Genomic DNA, 18,688 nt, shown 5'->3' with positions numbered 1-18,688 from the left:
TCAAACGAATCATATGATAGCTGTTGGCAAGATAATGCAGCAACAGATACGTAAAAAAAGTTTAGGGAGTGATAGCTTGTATATAGACGAAATGAAGCATTTACAATTGTATAGCACACTTTCTTTAAAAATGGTGGAAGACCGCTTGTTAATCAATGCTGATTTTTCAGATGAGTTTATGAAAGAGAATAGACTAATACAACCTTTCTTTTATGTAACCATTTATGCTCGTGGTGGAGAGAGAGTTAGATTAATAGATGAACAAACAACAGCCATATACAATTTGTTCAAATCGAACTTTTCCACATCTAGTTACCAACAGTTAATTCAATTTGCTATGAGGCATTCTAAACAATTTCGTCATAAAGCTAATTAAATATTTCTAATGTAACCTGCATTTTTAAAAATCATCTACACATAATATTAGTGGAGGTGATTTATTTTGACTAAACATAGTAAAAATAAGCCGGTCGATATAAGTGATGAACAAGCGATTAAAGGAACATTACCCAATCAGTTTGATCATGAGTTTGCAAACGAGCCGCTCACAGAAAATGAAAAACAACATAATAAAAAAACAAAAAAGAGACAATAACATTTTGTACAAATTTATCAATTGAACAAATAAATGATATTAAATTAAATAAAACACATGATAAAATGAATGTTTTCTCACTATTATGAAAGGTTATTCCTAGCTTTCTGTCATTTGCTAAGTGACATGTTTTATCATATAACTAAAGTATCACATCATTTGGAGGCGTATGTATGGTATTAGAAAATGATCAATCTGTTTTGGAACTGCATATAAAAATGCAACAGCAAGAACAGACAATTGCTCAATTAGTTTCTATCATTGCATCATCCAATCGACGTTTAGATGAACTAGAGAAAAAGCAAAATATAATGGAGCGTTCCGTTTTACCTCCTTGCTCCACTTCATCTTATTTTGCATAATGATACATTTCATACGTCTTCGAGCAAGCATCATTTATCCCCTGAATGGTGCTTGTTTTTGAGTGAGAATTCAAGAAAAAGATTTCGTTTTGTGATATTTAGGTATATAATGGGGTGGAGGTTGTTTACTTCTAGATTATAACTTCAAAAAGTATTGATTTATGGGGGTGAGTGGATGAAATACGTTTACTGGGTATTAATTTCACTTCTAATTCTTTGGGAAACAAATGCATTGCAAGACATTTTTGAGTTTTCGTATTTTTGGCAATATACAGCCAATGTTTTATTCATCGGATATTTTGCTTATCTTTTACAGATTGATATGCCAATAACTATCAAACAAAAATATCAGCTTTTTAAAAACTAAAAATAGAATTAGCAGATGATATTCTTCTTTAAAGTAGACAGGCTTATACTTTAAAAGAAGAATATTTTTACATACTTTGTGTACTTTTTAGGTGTAAAAGTGTAACATCAAAGTAACAATTTCTTTAGAACTTAAGACATATTTTCTTAAGCAATAGGGTATTGTAAAAGTACTTAAAAAAATTACTACTGTTATAGTGGGAAAATATATGCAAGGTGGAGGGATGATGGAATGACATTTGGTCAATCAAAGACGAGAAAAGTAGTTATTATCGGTGCGGGTTTCGTTGGATCAAGCTATGCTTATTCATTAGTCAATCAAGGAATTGTTAATGAGTTAGTATTAGTTGATCTAAATAAAGAACGTGCAGAAGGCGAAGCTCGTGATTTAAATCATGGAATGCCATTTGGTTTCCCGATGAGAATTCGTTCAGGTGACTATGAAGAATGCAAGAATGCAGATTTAGTTGTTATTACAGCGGGTGCGAATCAAGGGCCTGGAGAAACACGATTAGACCTAGCACACAAAAACGCAAAAATTATGCAAGGTATTGTTAATAGTATTATGGATAGTGGCTTTAATGGTATCTTACTTGTTGCAACGAATCCAGTCGATCTACTGAGTCATGTGGCATTAGAAGTATCAGGCTTGCCACAAGAACGTGTAATAGGATCCGGTACAATTTTAGACACAGCGAGATTTCGCTATCTATTAAGTGAATATTATCAAGTCGATTCTCGTAATGTCCAAGCATATATAATAGGTGAGCACGGTGACTCAGAGCTACCAGTTTGGAGTCATGTGCAAATTGGAGGAGTACCACTGAAGGATTACGGTAATATAGAAAATATTGAGAAAGATAAGGATATGACACAACTCTTTGAAAATGTTCGAGATGCGGCTTATCATATTATTGAGCGAAAAGGAGCAACATATTATGGTATCGGACTTGGACTCGCAAGGTTAACAAGGGCCATACTATATAACGAAAATTCGATTGTTACAGTCTCAACATTATTTGAAGGCCAATATGGTATTGAGAATGTATACTTAGGCATGCCAGCAATTGTTAATGAGTATGGCATAAGAGAAGTGTTAGACCTTGACCTAAGCAAAACAGAACTAGAGCAACTTTATCATTCTGCTAAAGTGTTAAAAGAAATTACTGAGAAAATCATACCGACTGTAAACTGACAATCTATAAAAATGTAAAGATGCTAAAATATCCGATTCTTTTTAAGGTTGAGTCGGATATTTCGGCTACTAATGATTTAAATATGTTTCAATTTTATAAAATTAATTTACATAGAAATTAGTTGAGTAAATGGAATGCATCTGCTACAATAAAAGTTGTAGAGATTTTTTTGCTGTAAGTGGGACAAAAATTGGCTAGAAGGGACGTTTTAATCCCGGTTGACTGTATAAAGGAGTTAAAACATGAAGAATTGGATCGACGTTCAAAAAAAATTGTTCCCAGATTTGCTTGAAGTGATGCAGCGAAGATATAAAATTCTACATTTTATTCATGTATTAGAGCCTATTGGTCGTCGAAGCCTAGCAGAACATGTTCATATGAAAGAGCGGATTGTTCGAACTGAAATTGATTTTCTTAATCGTCAAGCATTACTTGAGATTACAACAAAAGGAATGAAAGTTACTAATGCTGGTTATCAAGTTTTGCAAAAACTGGAAGTGTTTATGAATGATCTTTTTGGTTTTGATGTGTTAGAAAAGCAAATAAAGGACACATTAAGCTTAGAACATGTTTTCATTGTTCCTGGAAATAGTGACGAAGATAAATTGGTCAAGCAAGAGTTGGGCAAAGCTACAGTAGACTATTTAAAGTCGATCTTACAGTCTAGTCAAACGATTGCAGTCACAGGTGGGACAACAATGGCGACTGTAGCAGAAATGTTACGCCCATCAAATGATATCCTTGATTGCTTATTTGTTCCTGCACGTGGTGGACTTGGTGAACGAGTAGAAAACCAGGCAAATACGATTTGTTCAGAAATGGCAAAGAAAGTAAATGGTGAGTATCGTCTATTATATGTACCAGATCCATTAAGTGAAGAAACATATCAATCGATTATAGAAGAACCGTCTGTAAAAGAAATATTACAAGTTATTCGTCAAGCGGACATTGTGGTTCATAGTATTGGTGATGCAGATACGATGGCGAAACGTCGAAAGGCATCTAAAGAGGTTTTACATAAGATTCAATCGGGTAATGCAGTTAGTGAGGCTTTTGGTTATTATCTCAATGATAATGGGGAAGTAATTCATAAAGTTCGAACAGTAGGAATGCAATTAGAAGATTTGTCTAAAATAAAAGATGTCATCGCAGTTGCAGGTGGCAAATCTAAAGCAAAGGCAATTCATTCCTATTGTAAGCAAGAGAAGAGTAACGTGCTCATCACAGATGAAGCTGCAGCAAAAGAGTTAATAAAGGGTTTTTCCCTTTAAATATAATAAGCATTATACAAGGAGGAACTAAGAATGACTGTAAAAGTAGGTATTAATGGTTTTGGTCGCATCGGCCGTTTAGCATTTCGTCGTATCCAAGAGGTAGAAGGTATTGAAGTGGTAGCTATCAATGATTTAACAGATGCTGATATGCTAGCTCATTTATTAAAATATGATACTACACAAGGACCTTTTAAAGGTGATGTAGCTGTTAATGATGGTTACTTCACTGTGAATGGTAAAGATGTAAAAATTCTTTCTAACCGTAATCCTGAAGAATTACCTTGGGGAGACTTAGGTGTAGAAATCGTTCTAGAATGTACTGGTTTCTTTGCTACAAAAGAAAAAGCTGAACTACACCTTAAAGGTGGAGCAAAACGTGTTGTTATTTCTGCACCAGGTGGAAATGATGTACCAACTGTAGTATACAACGTTAACCACGATATCCTTAAAGGCGATGAAACAGTAATTTCTGCTGCTTCTTGTACAACAAACTGTTTAGCTCCAATGGCTAAAGTTTTAAATGATCAATTTGGTGTTGTAGAAGGTTTAATGACAACTATTCACGCATACACTGGTGACCAAAATACACTTGATGCACCACATGCAAAAGGTGACTATCGTCGTGCACGTACAGCAGCTGGTAACGTTGTTCCAAATACAACAGGTGCTGCGAAAGCAATTGGCCTAGTAATTCCTGAATTACAAGGGAAATTAGATGGTGCTGCACAACGTGTTCCGGTACCAACAGGTTCACTTACTGAGTTAGTTTCTGTTTTAGACAAAAATGTAACAGTTGATGAAGTAAATGCTGCGATGGAAAAAGCAGCGGACGAATCATATGGTTACAACGAAGATATGATTGTTTCTTCTGATATTATTGGAAGCACTTTTGGTTCCATTTTCGATGCTACACAAACAAAAGTAATGGATGTTGATGGTAAGCAATTAGTGAAAACAGTAGCTTGGTATGACAATGAAATGTCTTACACTGCACAACTTGTTCGTACATTAGAGTACTTTGCTAACTTGTAATCACAAAATCAATATTGCTTAGATCCTATTAAGAAGATCGAAAAGCGGGAAGCCATCGCGCTTCCCGTTTTCTATTTATATACTTAAATGTATATTCTATTTAGAAAATAGAAAATCGATTTACTTGCAGTACGTATTAAACGTATAGCTTAGTGTTTTTGAAAATGGAGGATTAAAAAAATGGCAAAGAAAATTGTTACAGATTTAGCTGTTCAAGGTAAAAAAGTTCTAGTCAGAGCTGATTTTAACGTGCCAATGAAAGACAATAATATAACGAACGATAACCGCATTGTTCAAGCGTTGCCTACGATTAAACATTTAATTAATCAAGGTGCAAAAGTCATCGTTTTCTCTCATTTAGGTAAAGTGAAAGAAGAAGCTGATAAAGAAGGTAAATCTTTAAAACCTGTTGCTGTTCGTTTAGGTGAACTATTAGGCAAAGAAGTTGCTTTTGTTCCTGAGACGCGTGGCGAAAAATTAGAAAATGCAATTGATACATTACAAGATGGTGATGTACTCGTGTTTGAAAACACACGTTTTGAAGATGTTGACGGAAAAAAAGAAAGTAAAAACGATCCTGAGTTAGGTAAATATTGGGCTAGTTTAGGCGATCTATTTGTTAACGATGCATTTGGTACAGCGCATCGCTCACATGCTTCTAATGTAGGGATTGCGTCAAATATTGAAACAGCTGCTGGGTTTTTGATGGAAAAAGAAATTAAGTTCATCGGTGAAGCAGTTGATAATCCGAAGCGTCCATTTGTTGCAATATTAGGTGGAGCAAAAGTTAGTGACAAAATTGGTGTCATTGAGAATCTACTTGATAAGGCAGATAAAGTACTTATTGGTGGTGGAATGGCTTATACATTCTTCAAAGCACAAGGAAAAGAGATTGGTAAATCATTACTTGAAGCAGATAAAGTTGATTTAGCAAAAGATCTACTTGAAAGAGCAAATGGAAAAATTATTTTACCAGTTGATACAAAAGCTGCAGATGATTTTTCTAATGATGCAAACATTTCGACAGTACCATCTAATGCGATTCCTGCTGAATTAGAAGGGCTAGATATTGGTCCGAAAACAGTTGAATTGTTTGAAAAAGAATTAGAAGGCGCACATACCGTTGTCTGGAATGGACCAATGGGTGTATTTGAAATGCCAAACTTCGCTGTTGGTACAGTCGGTGTTTGTGAAGCAATTGCTTCACTAGAAGAAGCGACAACGATTATTGGTGGCGGAGACTCTGCTGCTGCGGCAATGGACTTAGGCTATGCAGATAGATTTTCTCATATTTCTACTGGTGGTGGGGCATCCTTAGAATATTTAGAAGGCAAAGAACTACCAGGCCTAGCAGCAATCAATGATAAATAATATTTGTATAGGCAAATAATAGAGAGGGAGCATATTATGCGAAGAAAAGTAATTGCAGGAAACTGGAAAATGAATAAAGTATCAGCTGAAGCAGAACAATTTGTAGCTGATACAAAAAACAAAATACCACGCTCTGATAAAGTGGAATCTGTTGTATGTGCACCTTTTCCATACCTACAAACATTAGTAAAAGAAAGTGCTGATACTGATTTAGCAATTGCAGCACAAAACATGCACTATGAAGACAATGGTGCATTTACTGGTGAAGTAAGCCCAGCAATGTTGAAAGATATTGGTGTAACTTACGTTGTTTTAGGTCACTCAGAACGTCGTGAATACTTTGCTGAAACAGATGAAACAGTTAACAAAAAAACGCACGCAGCATTCAATCATGGTTTAACACCAATTGTTTGTGTAGGTGAGACTCTAGAGCAACGTGAAAGTAACCAAACAATGGATTTAGTTGCTGATCAAGTGAAAAAAGCATTGGCGAACCTTTCTGAAGACCAAGTAAAAGCAACAATTATTGCTTATGAGCCAATTTGGGCTATTGGAACTGGTAAAACAGCTACTTCAGAGCAAGCTAACGAAGTGTGTGCGCATATCCGTAAAGTAGTTGCAGAAGCTGTATCCTCAGATGCTGCAGAAGCAGTACGTATTCAATACGGTGGTAGTGTAAAACCAGCAAATGTTGATGAACTGCTAGCACAGTCAGACATTGATGGAGCATTAGTAGGTGGCGCAAGCTTAGAAGCTGATTCTTTCTTGAAATTAGTGGAGGCTGGTGCAAAATGAGTCAAGATAAATTAGCGGCTCTAATTATTCTTGATGGATATGCCATCCGTGATGAAGTAAAAGGAAATGCTGTAAAGCAAGCAAACACACCTAATTTCGATCGCTTTTGGAATCAATTCCCACATAATCAATTGACAGCAAGTGGAGAAGCTGTTGGCTTACCAGAAGGTCAGATGGGTAATTCAGAAGTAGGTCATTTAAATATTGGTGCTGGACGTATTGTCTACCAAAGTTTAACACGAGTTAACTTATCTATTCGTGAAGGTGATTTTTTTGAAAATCAAATAATGATAAAAGCGATTAATCACGCAAAAGACAATGATAAAGCACTACATGTGTTTGGGTTATTATCTGATGGCGGTGTACACAGTCATATCGAACATTTATACGCTGTTCTTAAGCTAGCAGCTGATAAAGGCTTGAAAAAAGTGTATGTACACGGGTTTTTAGATGGCCGTGACGTTGGTCAAAAGTCAGCGAAGAAATATATTCAAGCAGCACAGGAAAAGATGAATGAGTATGGTGTGGGTGAATTTGCAACGATCTCAGGCCGTTATTATTCAATGGATAGAGATAAACGTTGGGATCGTGTGAAGAAGGCTTATGACGCCATGGTTTATGGTGAAGGACCGAAATATACAGATCCTTTACAAGTTGTTGAAGATTCTTATGCCAACGAAATTTATGACGAGTTCGTTATTCCTTCTGTTATTACAGGTGAAGATGGGCAACCTAAAGCAACCATTGAAGATAATGATTCAATTATTTTCTATAATTTCCGCCCTGACCGTGCAATACAAATTTCTCGTACATTTGCAAATGAAGATTTCCGAGATTTTGATCGCGGAGATAAAGCACCAAAAGATATTAAATTTGTATGCTTAACACAATTTAGTGAGACAGTAGATGGAATGGTTGCATATGAACCAGTAAATCTTGATAACACGATTGGAGAAGTATTATCACAAAATAGTTTAAATCAATTACGCATTGCAGAGACAGAGAAATATCCGCATGTCACATTCTTTATGAGTGGTGGACGTGAAAAGGAATTCCCTGGAGAAAAACGAATTTTAATTGATTCGCCTAAAGTTGCAACGTATGATTTAAAACCAGAAATGAGCGCTTATGAAGTGACTGATGCGCTATTGAAGGAGTTGGATGAAGGGAATCAAAATGCAATCATTTTGAACTTCGCTAATCCTGATATGGTTGGACATTCTGGTATGCTTGAACCAACTGTGAAAGCAATTGAGACAGTTGATGAATGCTTAGGTAAGATTGTAGATAAAATCCTTGAAAAAGGTGGTCAAGCTATCATTACGGCTGACCATGGTAACTCTGATGAAGTAGTTTCTTTAGATGGTACACCGATGACTGCTCATACAACCAATCCTGTTCCAGTTATCGTAACAAAAGAAGGTATTGAGTTGCGTGAAGGTGGAATTCTTGGTGATTTGGCTCCAACGATGCTAGATTTATTAGATGTAGCACAGCCAAAAGAAATGACAGGTCAATCATTAATTAAAAAATAATCAATTTAAACAAGAAAAAGGAGAGTTAAACATTATGCCATACATTACAGACGTTTATGCACGTGAAGTATTAGATTCCCGCGGTAACCCAACAATAGAAGTAGAAGTTTATACAGAATCAGGAGCTTTCGGATCAGCTTTAGTACCAAGTGGTGCTTCTACTGGTGAACATGAAGCAGTAGAACTACGTGATGGAGATAAAGACCGTTACTTAGGTAAAGGCGTATTAAAAGCTGTAGAAAACGTAAACGAAGCAATTGCTCCAGAACTACTTGGTTTAGACGTTACTCGTCAAGTGGTTATTGATCATTTATTACTTGAATTAGATGGTACAGAAAACAAAGGTAAATTAGGTGCTAACGCAATTCTTGGTGTTTCAATGGCAGTAGCGCACGCAGCAGCAGATCACCTAGGTATGCCATTATACACTTACTTAGGCGGATTCAATGCAACTACACTTCCAACACCAATGATGAACATCTTAAACGGTGGAGAGCATGCGGATAATAACGTAGATATTCAAGAATTCATGGTTATGCCAGTAGGTGCTCCAACATTCCGTGAAGCATTACGTATGGGTGCTGAAATCTTCCATAGCCTGAAAAAAGTACTTAGCTCAAAAGGCTACAACACTGGTGTAGGTGATGAAGGTGGATTTGCTCCTAACTTGAAATCAAATGAAGAAGCACTTTCTACAATCATTGAAGCAATTGAAGCTGCTGGATATAAGCCAGGTGAAGAAGTAAAACTTGCAATGGACGTAGCTTCTTCTGAATTTTACGAAGATGGTAAATACAACCTTAAAGGCGAAGGTGTTGTTCGTACTTCTGCTGAAATGTGTGATTGGTACGAAGAAATGGTTAATAAATATCCAATCATCTCAATTGAAGATGGTTTAGATGAAAATGACTGGGATGGTCATAAATTGCTTCAAGATCGTATTGGAGACCGTGTTCAGTTAGTTGGTGACGATCTATTCGTTACAAACACAAAACGTCTTGCACAAGGTATTGAGCAAGGTGTAGGTAACTCTATTCTTGTAAAAGTGAACCAAATTGGTACACTAACTGAAACTTTCGAAGCAATTGAAATGGCAAAGCGTGCTGGCTACACAGCAGTTATCTCACACCGTTCCGGTGAAACAGAAGATGCTACAATTGCTGATATTGCTGTTGCGACTAACGCTGGTCAAATCAAAACAGGTGCACCGTCTCGTACGGACCGTGTAGCAAAATATAACCAATTACTTCGCATTGAAGACGAATTAGTTGGTACAGCAAAATATGCTGGAAAAAATGCATTTTACAACCTTAACAAATAAGGATTAAATTTAAAAAGATGTACTCTAATCATTAGAGTGCATCTTTTTTTATGCAAACAAAACAAAAAGCTTCAATTCGAATTTGAATTGAAGCTTCTTACATTATTGATTTGTTTTTTCGCGAATAAATGCTTCTACTTCATCAGCTGTATTCATACTTAGTAATTGATCTTTATATGATGCAAGTTCCTTCTTTGAAAGTTCCTTGATTTGTGTACGTGCTGGTAAAATAGATGTCGCACTCATACTGAATTCATCTAAACCAAGTCCAAGAAGGATTGGAATAGCTATAGAGTCTCCAGCCATTTCTCCACACATACCAGCCCATTTACCTTCAGCGTGTGCTGCTTCAATTACATTGTTTACGAGATTTAAAATAGCAGGGTGGTATGGCTGATACAAGTATGATACTCGTTCATTCATACGGTCAGCTGCCATTGTGTATTGAATTAAATCATTTGTACCAATGCTAAAGAAGTCAACTTCCTTAGCAAATTGACGAGCAATTACCGCAGTAGATGGAATTTCTACCATGATCCCTACTTCAATGTCATCAGAAACTTTAACCCCTTCTTTTTGAAGATTTTCTTTTTCTTCAAGTAAAAGTTGCTTCGCTTCACGGAATTCATTCAATGTTGCAATCATTGGGAACATGATTTTTAAATTCCCATAGGTACTTGCTCTTAGCAATGCGCGTAATTGAACACGGAAAATGTCGTCACGCTCTAAGCAAAGACGAATCGCACGGAATCCTAAAAATGGATTCATTTCTTTTGGTAGGTCAAGATAGTTTAATTCTTTATCTCCACCGATATCTAATGTACGAACAACAACCGGTTTATCTCCCATTTGCTCTAGAACAGACTTATATGCTTCAAATTGTTCATCTTCTGTAGGAAGTTCGCTTTTACCCATGTAAAGAAACTCTGTACGATATAGACCGACACCTTCGCCACCATTATTAATAATACCAGTAACATCTTCAGGTGTACCAATGTTAGCAACTAACTCTACATGTGAACCATCAGCGGAAATTGTAGGCTCATCTTTTAATTTGGCCCAGATTTCTTTTTGCTGTTCAAAGTCAGCTTGTTTTTGCTCATACTGTTTAATTGCTTCATCAGATGGATTGATAATAACTTGTCCATCGATTCCATCTACAATAACAATGTCGCCTTCTTTTGCATCATTAGTAATTGTTTTTGTTCCTACCACTGCAGGAATTTCAAGCGACCGAGCCATAATAGCAGAGTGCGAAGTCCGGCCACCAATATTCGTAGTAAACCCTTTAACAAATTGCTTATTCAATTGTGCTGTATCAGAAGGTGTTAAATCTTCTGCAATAACGACAACTTCTTCATCAATAAGTGCTGGATCTGGGAATGATACATTTAAAAGGTGTGCCATAACTCGCTTCGTTACATCTTGAATATCAGCGGCACGTTCACGCATATATTCATTATCCATTGCTTTAAACATATTAATAAACATCGTAGCTGTCTCATCCAAAGCAGATTCAGCATTTACTTTATTTGTTCTAATATTATCTTCCATTGGATTAATTAATTCTGGATCTCCTAATACTAGCAAGTGAGCTGAGAAGATTTCAGCATGTTCATCACCCAAAGTTTTGCGCGCATTTTCTTTAATTATCTCTAATTCTCTCTTAGAAATGTCAAGCGCATCATTTAAGCGTTTTACTTCTGCTTCTACATCATCAATGATCTTTTTTTCAAAAGAAAGATCAGGAGCTTCTAGCTTATAAACTTTAGCAATAGCAACTCCATTTGATGCTGCAATCCCTTTTATAGTAGTCATTAAAAATTACTCCCCTAGTCCTTCTTTTTTAATTAACTCATAAATAGCATCGATAGCTTCTTTTTCATCAGAACCTTCAGCAATAAACTTAACTTCTGCATCCTTAGGAATGCCAAGTGACATAACACCCATAATTGATTTCAAATTAACTGATTTACCATTGTATTCTAGGTTAATATCAGATGAAAAACTGCCCGCCTTATTAACTAACACTGTCGCTGGACGTGCGTGAACTCCTGTTGAATCTGTAATTGTAACAACTTTTTCTGCTGCCATGAAAAAAACCCTCCTGAATAAATAATATTTTATAGGTATACTTCAGTACAATTTTACTCTGTTTTGAGGTGAAATTTCAACAATTACACGAAAAACGATACATAATTGTACTATTTTATAAAAAAGAACGCTTTCATTGTGCCTTTCTTTACATTATACCGCTACTACAATACCATTATATTAAGTTAAAGTCTACTTACATTTTGCGGTAGCGTTCGTCTATTTACTTGTCTATTTATTTGCTCGTGTCAATGTACTGGTACAATAGTTTGTCCAACTTCATTTACTTCTTTTTCAGTTTTTGCTTCTATTTCATTTTTATTCTAATAATTCCTTTAATATTAATAAAATCTGTAGTTGTCGCTTCTAAATCAATTTTTTCTAAGTGTTTCTATTCTAAGTCTTTTTAACAATTAACTTGCTAAACACTGGGAGTTTATGCTACATTATCTTTATGTATTAGTGCGTTATAGGAGGTGTGCGCAACCATGCAAGGAGTTGCGATTACGTTATTAATTGTTGATGCTATAGCACTCATTGTTTTAGTTTTATTACAGTCAGGAAAAAGTGCCGGTTTATCAGGTGCAATTTCTGGTGGTGCAGAACAACTATTCGGAAAACAAAAAGCACGTGGTATTGATGCAGTATTACACCGTGCAACAGTTATTGCAGGAGTATTGTTATTCGTATTAACTTTTTCGGTTGCTTATATTTTATAGTGCATATTAAACCCTCTTATTGTTTTAAGCAATAAGAGGGTTTTTGAATAGAATCAGTTCAGATATTAGGAGAGTAACTTTTTCTTTGCTAAAATATAATGATACAACAAAGTTAGAAAGGAAGAATTTTTGATGAATATAAAAAAACCTCAAGCCTTTACGTTTGAAGAAGGTGATAGAGCGGTATTATTATTACATGGGTTCACAGGACATACTGCAGATGTGCGAATGCTAGCAAGATTTTTACAAAAAAAAGGTTATACAACACATGCACCAATTTACCGTGGACACGGTGGGTCTCCTGATGACTTAATTGGTGTAGGAGCTGCTGAGTGGTGGGAAGATGTGAAAGTAGCATATCAACATTTAAAAGATTTGGGTTATGAAAAGATTGCGGTTGCTGGTCTTTCATTAGGTGGTGTGCTCGGTCTTAAACTTTCTTATTCAGAACGAATCACTGGTGTTGTTCCTATGTGTGCCCCAATGTTTTTTAATCATAGTTCACAGCTCACGAAAGGATTTCAAATTTATGCAAGACAGTACAAACAAGCAGAAGGAAAAGATCGAGACACAATAGATGAGGAAATTAAACAATTGTTGGATCAATCCAATCCATTGTTTCAAGAGCTCGGTGGAATCATTACAGATGTACAGAAGCACGTAGATCAAATCTACACACCGACATTTGTTGTGCAAGCAGAAGATGACCAAATGATTGATATAGCTAGTGCAACATACATTTACGATAATGTTGAATGTGACCTGAAAACAATTAAATGGTATGAAGACGCTGGACATGCGATTACATTAGGCCCGAAAAAAGATGACGTTCATGAAGATATTTATCAATTTTTAGAATCATTAGATTGGTCTTAACCCATAATATAGCTAGACCTGTCTAGTAGAAAGAAGGTGAAAGAATGGAATTTAAACAAATGCAACAATCATTAATGAATTATTTTAAAACAGAAGCGACCAAACCATTAAACGTACAGGAAATTGAAGAAGCTTTATCATTAGAGAACGCTGATGAGTTTAGAATGTTAATGAAGCTACTAAATGAATTAGAGGAAAAAGGAGAATTAGTGCGTACACGAAAAAATCGTTATGGCTTACCAGAGCGAATGAATTTAATTCGTGGACGTATTCAAATGCATGCAAAAGGTTTTGCGTTTTTAATCCCTGATGATGAAAATCAAAGTGATGTGTATATTAATCATTCAGATTTACAATCTGCGATGAATAATGACATTGTGCTTGTACGTGTTGATAATAAAGGTGAGCTTGACCGTCGTTCAGAAGGTGTGGTTATTCGTATTGTTGAACGTGCAACTACACGCATTATTGGTACGTATGAAGATAACGGTAACTTTGGATTTGTTATCGCAGATGATAAACGTATTCCTAACGATATTTTTATACCGAAAAATGCATCGAATGGTGCCGTTACAGGACATAAAGTTATTGTTGATATAACAAGATTCCCAGAAGAAAGAATGAGCGCTGAAGGCGTAGTTGTAGAAATACTTGGTCATAAGAACGATCCAGGTATGGATATTATATCAATCATATACAAACATGGGATTCAGGTCGATTTTCCAGAAGAGGTGTTAGCACATGCAAAGCAAGTACCTGAGGAAATCCAGTCTTCTGAACTGGAAAACAGACGTGATTTGCGTGATGAAACGATTGTGACAATTGATGGTGCAGATGCTAAAGACTTAGATGATGCTGTTACAGTAAAAAAATTATCTAATGGAAATTACAAGCTTGGTGTGTACATTGCAGATGTTTCTTATTATGTCGAAGAGAATTCTCCGATCGACAAGGAAGCTTTTGATCGAGCAACAAGTGTCTATCTAGTAGATCGTGTGATCCCGATGATTCCCCATCGTTTATCCAATGGGATTTGTTCCTTAAATCCACAAGTAGATCGTTTAACATTAAGTTGTGAAATGGAAATTAATCGAAGTGGCGAAGTGGTCAAACATGATATCTTCCAAAGTGTGATTCGAACAAATGAACGAATGACTTACTCCGATGTAAATAGTATCCTTGTTGATCAAGATAGCGAATTAAGGCAACGTTATCGTGAACTTGTTCCAATGTTTGAGGACATGGAGGAATTAGCAGAAATATTACGTAGAAAACGTTTTGGACGTGGAGCGATTGATTTTGATTTTAAAGAAGCCCAAGTCTTAGTGGATTCTAACGGGAAAGCGGAAGATGTGGTGATTAGAGAACGATCTGTTGCTGAACGATTAATCGAAGAATTTATGTTGGCTGCAAATGAAACGGTAGCAGAACATTTTCATTGGATGGATGTACCATTTATCCATCGTATTCACGAAGACCCAGATCCGGATAAGCTCCAAAAGTTCTTTGAATTCATTGGACAGTTAGGTTATTCAGTGAAAGGGACAGCAAATGAAATTCATCCACAATCCCTGCAAAAAGTACTTGATATGGTTCAGGGTGAGCAAGAAGAGATGATTATCTCTAAACTGATGTTACGTTCGATGAAGCAAGCAAAATATGATCCGCAAAGCATTGGGCATTTTGGATTGGCGACAGATTTTTATACACACTTCACCTCTCCAATACGACGTTATCCTGATTTGATTGTACATCGACTAATACGTACTTATTTAGTTAACAATCAAATTGATCAGAAAACACGACAACAATGGAAAGACCGCATGCCAGAAATTGCAAAGCATGCTTCTGAGAAGGAACGAGCAGCAGTCGATGCAGAACGTGAAACAGATGATTTGAAAAAAGCAGAATATATGCAGGATAAAGTTGGAGAAGCATTTGATGGTGTGATTAGTTCTGTTACTAACTTCGGCTTATTCGTAGAACTGCCAAACACAGTAGAAGGTCTTGTTCATGTTAGCTACTTAACTGATGACTATTATCACTTTGATGAAAGATCATTTGCAATGATTGGTGAAAGAACAGGGAACATCTTCCGTATTGGTGATGAGATAACGGTCAAAGTAGCAAATGTAAATCTTGAAGAACGTGCAGTGGACTTTGAAATTGTTGGAATGAAGCCTAGACGCGTTCGTTCAACCGTAAATAATGAAACGAACAACCGAAAAGAAAGAAGAAAAAAAGACAAGTCTTCTTCTAAGGGAAAAAAGAACAAAGGAAAGATGAAGCCACCGAAATCATCTAAGAAGAAAAAGAAAAAATAGTAGTAGAAGAATGCACAATAAGCGTTTTGTGCATTCTTTTCATGTAACTCATTAAGCTTTTTTTACCCATCTACCATAGAGTATCCATCCATCTGAGACATCAAAAAGTTTTATATTTGGAATGTTAGCTAAACCTTCTTCAGAAAAATCTAACCAAGGTCGTGGGCTTAGACAATCATTTTTTACTTGGTGATTGACTGTATTCCAAAAGCCAGCTTGCTCAAAGTGATCATTCCAAAAATACTTTATTTGGGCAAACCGTTCTCTTTTTTGATCATTTTTAATAATTAGGAAGCGATCATTTGTTGGATTAAGAAAAAAGTAAGATTGTTCTAGTTCTTCATCCGTAATCAGAGTGTCAGTATATGGCAGCGGATAATAACATTCAAACGGATAAACATTTAGGGCGTTTTCCTTTTTTAATCGCTTCAGTAATGTACGTTTGTCTGAAGAAGAGGTTATTTTCCTCCAAATCTCTCCGTCTGTACCCTTTACAAAGGCATTAGGTTTCACAGGAAAAGAATAAAGGGAGGTAATTTCATCTAACCCCAGTTTTTCTATCACTTTTTTAGCTGCAGAATTATGTATATTTGTATTTGCGCCAATCCAACGCACATTAGGATCACGCACAAGCATGTCAACCATATGTGACAGAAGATTTGCTGCATGTCCCTTTTTACGAAAACGCTGATCACTACGGAGACGACCTAACATAGCATATCCACCGGGGAATAACGTATAGCCAGCAATCGATGCTAAATGATTGTTTACAAACCAACCAAATAAAGCTTGTGTTTCTGATTGAACTAAATGGGGGAAAATATGTAATACATAATCATCCTGCATCTCTGTATGCATCTGTTTGACTAATACATGGTCATTGATTGTTAATTGGCGAACAGTGAATAATCGTTGGTTCACTTGAAAAACTCCCTTAGTAAAAACATGAGTGAAACAACTATTATATCATCGCATTTAGAAAACTTCATTGTCTATGAATAAGCGTTGTTTATGCACGTTGAAACTGTTAAAATAAATGTCATGTAGGAAGAGGAGGAAGCAGCTTATGCCAAAAGGTCAAGGGCAACTGATAGCCCAAAATAAAAAAGCAAATCATGATTATTTGATTGAAGATACATTTGAAGCTGGTCTTGTTTTACAGGGAACAGAAATAAAATCAATTCGTGCCAGGCGTGTCAATATGAAGGATAGTTTTGCCCGGATTGATTATAAGGGAGAAGCTTACCTGCATAATATGCACATTTCTCCTTATGAACAAGGGAATCGTTACAATCATGAACCAACAAGAGCAAGAAAATTATTATTACATCGAAAAGAAATTGATCGATTGATTGGCGAAACACAACAGGCAGGTTACTCGCTTGTACCATTGAAAATCTATATTAAAAATGGGGTAGCAAAAGTTTTAATTGGATTAGGTAAAGGAAAGAAAAAATATGATAAACGAGAAGACTTGAAACGGAAACAAGCAAAGCGTGACATGGATCGAGCAATTAAAAATAACTATTAGATATGTCGTTGGGGGAGACAAATATATCATTACCCATACTACCACCAATTGCAGTCATAACAGCTCCAATTGCTTGGATCCAACTTCCAAGTGTATTTATTAAAGTAGCATTGGTTTTACTTTGTGAAGAAAGGGCTTGTAGGCTGTTACCAATTACTTGTAATACATTTCCGATCCCGTTATATAATACATCTAGACTATTTTTCTCTTTCAAATTTTCTGAGAAACTAACGGTTCCTCCAAGTGCTTGCAGTAGATTTCCTTTTGTATCTAATCGTTCTTTAGTCATTTGATCAGCAGGTAGGAGGAAGGATGCAACCACTGTCGTGTTTCCTATTGCTTGTATTTCGTTTCCGATACTATAAAGGTCTTCAAGGGTGAATTCTTTAACTTGAATGGCGTTTCCAGTTGCTTGTAGGGTATTTCCAATCAAATCAAAATCTTTCTTTATTTCTGACGAGATTGAGATGTTTGGAGTGTTGCCCAACGCTGATAGGACTGTACCAATTGCCTGCACCCATCCACCAAAAACGATATTCTCTTGATTGTCCATACACGGATCACATCCATCAACCATATTAATTAGTATAGTGTATGATGTGACCACATATCGTGCGTTGGTATTTGTACTATGGGATGAATTGACAGGGATCCTTTACTTGAAATTAGTTATAGATTTGTTATAATAATAATGGATTAAGAAAACAAACAATTTAATATGATATAGGCTTTTTCTAGCCATATCCGTTTGTTCCTTTATTTTATGGGGACGTTACGGATTCGACAGGGGTAGATCGAGCTCAGGCTGCGTGTCGAGGTTACGTCTCGTAAAACGTTACACGCCAATAATAACTGGCAAAGAAAACAATTTCTCTTTAGCAGCTGCGTAAGTAGCACTAAAGGATCCTTCCTACCATCGCCCGTGTGGTAGATTGAAGGGTCTCAACTGAAGCGGGATACGCTGACATCCACCGTCTGAGGATGCTCAGAAGAGACTAATCAGACTAGTTACTAGGAAGCCTGTTGATAGGCCGAATAGTTAGCGAATGACAATATATCAACTACACATGTAGACGCCTGAGTGGCGATATCTCTGGACGTGGGTTCGATTCCCACCGTCTCCACCAATCAACTTTAAACGTTGATATGGTGGCTTTTTTATTTTAGTGGTAACATTTGTGGTAACATTTTTATTTGAATTGGTATATTTGAGTGGGTTTAAAAGGTTCTACGTCAAATCACGTTGGTGAGTCAGAATAGTCAACTGAATTATTTTATGTTCGCGTCCTAAAGTAGC

19 protein-coding genes and 1 other RNA gene are annotated in these 18,688 nt (G+C 36.2%); 16 read left to right on the top strand and 4 right to left on the bottom strand.

The annotated features are described in order from the left end of the window. Positions 1-34: 34 nt before the first annotated feature. The 11 genes from ACH6CY_RS10240 (at position 35) to eno (ending at position 9,847) form a co-directional block, all read left to right on the top strand. Positions 35-376, top strand: a complete 342-nt coding sequence (locus tag ACH6CY_RS10240) for a hypothetical protein (protein WP_374067240.1) — start codon at positions 35-37, stop codon at positions 374-376. Positions 377-442: 66 nt separating this feature from the next. Beyond that, complete coding sequence (gene sspO / locus ACH6CY_RS10235; protein WP_374067239.1) at positions 443-595, top strand: small acid-soluble spore protein O; 153 nt, start codon at positions 443-445, stop codon at positions 593-595. Positions 596-768: 173 nt separating this feature from the next. Further along, positions 769-957, top strand: a complete 189-nt coding sequence (locus ACH6CY_RS10230) for a hypothetical protein (RefSeq protein WP_374067238.1) — start codon at positions 769-771, stop codon at positions 955-957. 175 nt (positions 958-1,132) lie between these two features. Further along, the gene (locus ACH6CY_RS10225; protein WP_374067237.1) at positions 1,133-1,324 is read left to right on the top strand and encodes a hypothetical protein; all 192 of its coding nucleotides are present in this window, start codon (positions 1,133-1,135) and stop codon (positions 1,322-1,324) included. A gap of 231 nt (positions 1,325-1,555) precedes the next feature. Then, positions 1,556-2,518, top strand: coding sequence for an L-lactate dehydrogenase (locus ACH6CY_RS10220; protein WP_374067236.1), 963 nt, complete (start codon positions 1,556-1,558; stop codon positions 2,516-2,518). A gap of 243 nt (positions 2,519-2,761) precedes the next feature. Next, the gene (locus ACH6CY_RS10215) at positions 2,762-3,790 is read left to right on the top strand and encodes a sugar-binding transcriptional regulator (RefSeq protein ID WP_374067235.1); all 1,029 of its coding nucleotides are present in this window, start codon (positions 2,762-2,764) and stop codon (positions 3,788-3,790) included. Between the two features lie 33 nt (positions 3,791-3,823). Beyond that, positions 3,824-4,825, top strand: a complete 1,002-nt coding sequence (gene gap / locus ACH6CY_RS10210) for a type I glyceraldehyde-3-phosphate dehydrogenase (RefSeq protein ID WP_374067234.1) — start codon at positions 3,824-3,826, stop codon at positions 4,823-4,825. Positions 4,826-5,005: 180 nt separating this feature from the next. Next, entirely contained in the window at positions 5,006-6,196 is a 1,191-nt protein-coding gene (locus ACH6CY_RS10205) for a phosphoglycerate kinase (RefSeq protein ID WP_374067233.1), read from the top strand. Between the two features lie 36 nt (positions 6,197-6,232). Further along, a complete protein-coding gene (tpiA, locus tag ACH6CY_RS10200) occupies positions 6,233-6,991 on the top strand; it encodes a triose-phosphate isomerase (RefSeq protein ID WP_374067232.1) in 759 nt (252 codons plus the stop codon). Beyond that, positions 6,988-8,526, top strand: coding sequence for a 2,3-bisphosphoglycerate-independent phosphoglycerate mutase (gene gpmI, locus ACH6CY_RS10195; protein ID WP_374067231.1), 1,539 nt, complete (start codon positions 6,988-6,990; stop codon positions 8,524-8,526). The genes tpiA and gpmI overlap by 4 nt, the downstream gene beginning before the upstream one ends. A gap of 34 nt (positions 8,527-8,560) precedes the next feature. Further along, positions 8,561-9,847: a phosphopyruvate hydratase gene (gene eno / locus ACH6CY_RS10190; protein WP_374067230.1), complete on the top strand. Its 1,287-nt coding sequence runs from the start codon at positions 8,561-8,563 to the stop codon at positions 9,845-9,847. A gap of 102 nt (positions 9,848-9,949) precedes the next feature. Here eno and ptsP read toward each other — a convergent pair whose 3' ends face one another. Next, a complete protein-coding gene (gene ptsP / locus ACH6CY_RS10185; protein WP_374067229.1) occupies positions 9,950-11,665 on the bottom strand; it encodes a phosphoenolpyruvate--protein phosphotransferase in 1,716 nt (571 codons plus the stop codon). A gap of 6 nt (positions 11,666-11,671) precedes the next feature. Next, the gene (locus ACH6CY_RS10180; protein ID WP_374067228.1) at positions 11,672-11,941 is read right to left on the bottom strand and encodes a phosphocarrier protein HPr; all 270 of its coding nucleotides are present in this window, start codon (positions 11,939-11,941) and stop codon (positions 11,672-11,674) included. A gap of 488 nt (positions 11,942-12,429) precedes the next feature. Here ACH6CY_RS10180 and secG point away from each other — a divergent pair, with 488 nt between their 5' ends. The 3 genes from secG (at position 12,430) to rnr (ending at position 15,860) form a co-directional block, all read left to right on the top strand. Then, positions 12,430-12,660 carry a preprotein translocase subunit SecG gene (gene secG / locus ACH6CY_RS10175; RefSeq protein WP_374067227.1) on the top strand — a complete coding sequence of 77 codons (231 nt, stop codon included), beginning with the start codon at positions 12,430-12,432 and terminating at the stop codon, positions 12,658-12,660. Positions 12,661-12,792: 132 nt separating this feature from the next. Then, the gene (locus ACH6CY_RS10170) at positions 12,793-13,536 is read left to right on the top strand and encodes an alpha/beta hydrolase (protein WP_374067226.1); all 744 of its coding nucleotides are present in this window, start codon (positions 12,793-12,795) and stop codon (positions 13,534-13,536) included. A 44-nt stretch (positions 13,537-13,580) separates the two neighbouring features. Next, complete coding sequence (gene rnr, locus ACH6CY_RS10165) at positions 13,581-15,860, top strand: ribonuclease R (protein WP_374067225.1); 2,280 nt, start codon at positions 13,581-13,583, stop codon at positions 15,858-15,860. A gap of 51 nt (positions 15,861-15,911) precedes the next feature. On the opposite strand, the gene ACH6CY_RS10160 is transcribed toward rnr, so the two are convergent. After that, on the bottom strand, positions 15,912-16,781 hold the full coding sequence (locus tag ACH6CY_RS10160) for a GNAT family N-acetyltransferase (protein ID WP_374067224.1): 870 nt from the start codon (positions 16,779-16,781) through the stop codon (positions 15,912-15,914). 145 nt (positions 16,782-16,926) lie between these two features. On the opposite strand from ACH6CY_RS10160, the gene smpB reads away from it, so the two are divergent. Next, positions 16,927-17,391 (top strand): SsrA-binding protein SmpB, encoded by a 465-nt coding sequence (gene smpB, locus ACH6CY_RS10155; RefSeq protein WP_374067223.1) that lies wholly within the window; start codon positions 16,927-16,929, stop codon positions 17,389-17,391. Here smpB and ACH6CY_RS10150 read toward each other — a convergent pair. Further along, positions 17,375-17,944 carry a DUF6944 family repetitive protein gene (locus ACH6CY_RS10150; protein WP_374067222.1) on the bottom strand — a complete coding sequence of 190 codons (570 nt, stop codon included), beginning with the start codon at positions 17,942-17,944 and terminating at the stop codon, positions 17,375-17,377. The two genes, smpB and ACH6CY_RS10150, sit on opposite strands and share 17 nt — an antisense overlap. A 212-nt stretch (positions 17,945-18,156) precedes the next feature. On the opposite strand from ACH6CY_RS10150, the gene ssrA reads away from it, so the two are divergent. After that, positions 18,157-18,518: a transfer-messenger RNA gene (gene ssrA / locus ACH6CY_RS10145) on the top strand. The last annotated feature ends 170 nt before the right edge of the window (positions 18,519-18,688 follow it).

Source organism: Paraliobacillus sp. JSM ZJ581 (assembly GCF_044383835.1).
GTDB lineage: Bacteria > Bacillota > Bacilli > Bacillales > Amphibacillaceae > Paraliobacillus.
The sequence above is the reverse complement of the archived record's forward strand: the minus strand, read 5'-3'. Positions and strand labels throughout refer to the sequence as shown.

Coding starts and splice junctions, on each gene's coding strand:
- ptsP (WP_374067229.1), bottom strand. CDS start 11,665: ATGACTACTATAAAAGGGATTGCAGCATCAAATGGAGTTGCTATTGCT.
- ACH6CY_RS10240 (WP_374067240.1), top strand. CDS start 35: ATGCAGCAACAGATACGTAAAAAAAGTTTAGGGAGTGATAGCTTGTAT.
- ACH6CY_RS10180 (WP_374067228.1), bottom strand. CDS start 11,941: ATGGCAGCAGAAAAAGTTGTTACAATTACAGATTCAACAGGAGTTCAC.
- ACH6CY_RS10170 (WP_374067226.1), top strand. CDS start 12,793: ATGAATATAAAAAAACCTCAAGCCTTTACGTTTGAAGAAGGTGATAGA.
- ACH6CY_RS10230 (WP_374067238.1), top strand. CDS start 769: ATGGTATTAGAAAATGATCAATCTGTTTTGGAACTGCATATAAAAATG.
- ACH6CY_RS10225 (WP_374067237.1), top strand. CDS start 1,133: ATGAAATACGTTTACTGGGTATTAATTTCACTTCTAATTCTTTGGGAA.
- gap (WP_374067234.1), top strand. CDS start 3,824: ATGACTGTAAAAGTAGGTATTAATGGTTTTGGTCGCATCGGCCGTTTA.
- ACH6CY_RS10220 (WP_374067236.1), top strand. CDS start 1,556: ATGACATTTGGTCAATCAAAGACGAGAAAAGTAGTTATTATCGGTGCG.
- gpmI (WP_374067231.1), top strand. CDS start 6,988: ATGAGTCAAGATAAATTAGCGGCTCTAATTATTCTTGATGGATATGCC.
- secG (WP_374067227.1), top strand. CDS start 12,430: ATGCAAGGAGTTGCGATTACGTTATTAATTGTTGATGCTATAGCACTC.
- ACH6CY_RS10150 (WP_374067222.1), bottom strand. CDS start 17,944: ATGGACAATCAAGAGAATATCGTTTTTGGTGGATGGGTGCAGGCAATT.
- ACH6CY_RS10205 (WP_374067233.1), top strand. CDS start 5,006: ATGGCAAAGAAAATTGTTACAGATTTAGCTGTTCAAGGTAAAAAAGTT.
- tpiA (WP_374067232.1), top strand. CDS start 6,233: ATGCGAAGAAAAGTAATTGCAGGAAACTGGAAAATGAATAAAGTATCA.
- rnr (WP_374067225.1), top strand. CDS start 13,581: ATGGAATTTAAACAAATGCAACAATCATTAATGAATTATTTTAAAACA.
- smpB (WP_374067223.1), top strand. CDS start 16,927: ATGCCAAAAGGTCAAGGGCAACTGATAGCCCAAAATAAAAAAGCAAAT.
- eno (WP_374067230.1), top strand. CDS start 8,561: ATGCCATACATTACAGACGTTTATGCACGTGAAGTATTAGATTCCCGC.
- ACH6CY_RS10215 (WP_374067235.1), top strand. CDS start 2,762: ATGAAGAATTGGATCGACGTTCAAAAAAAATTGTTCCCAGATTTGCTT.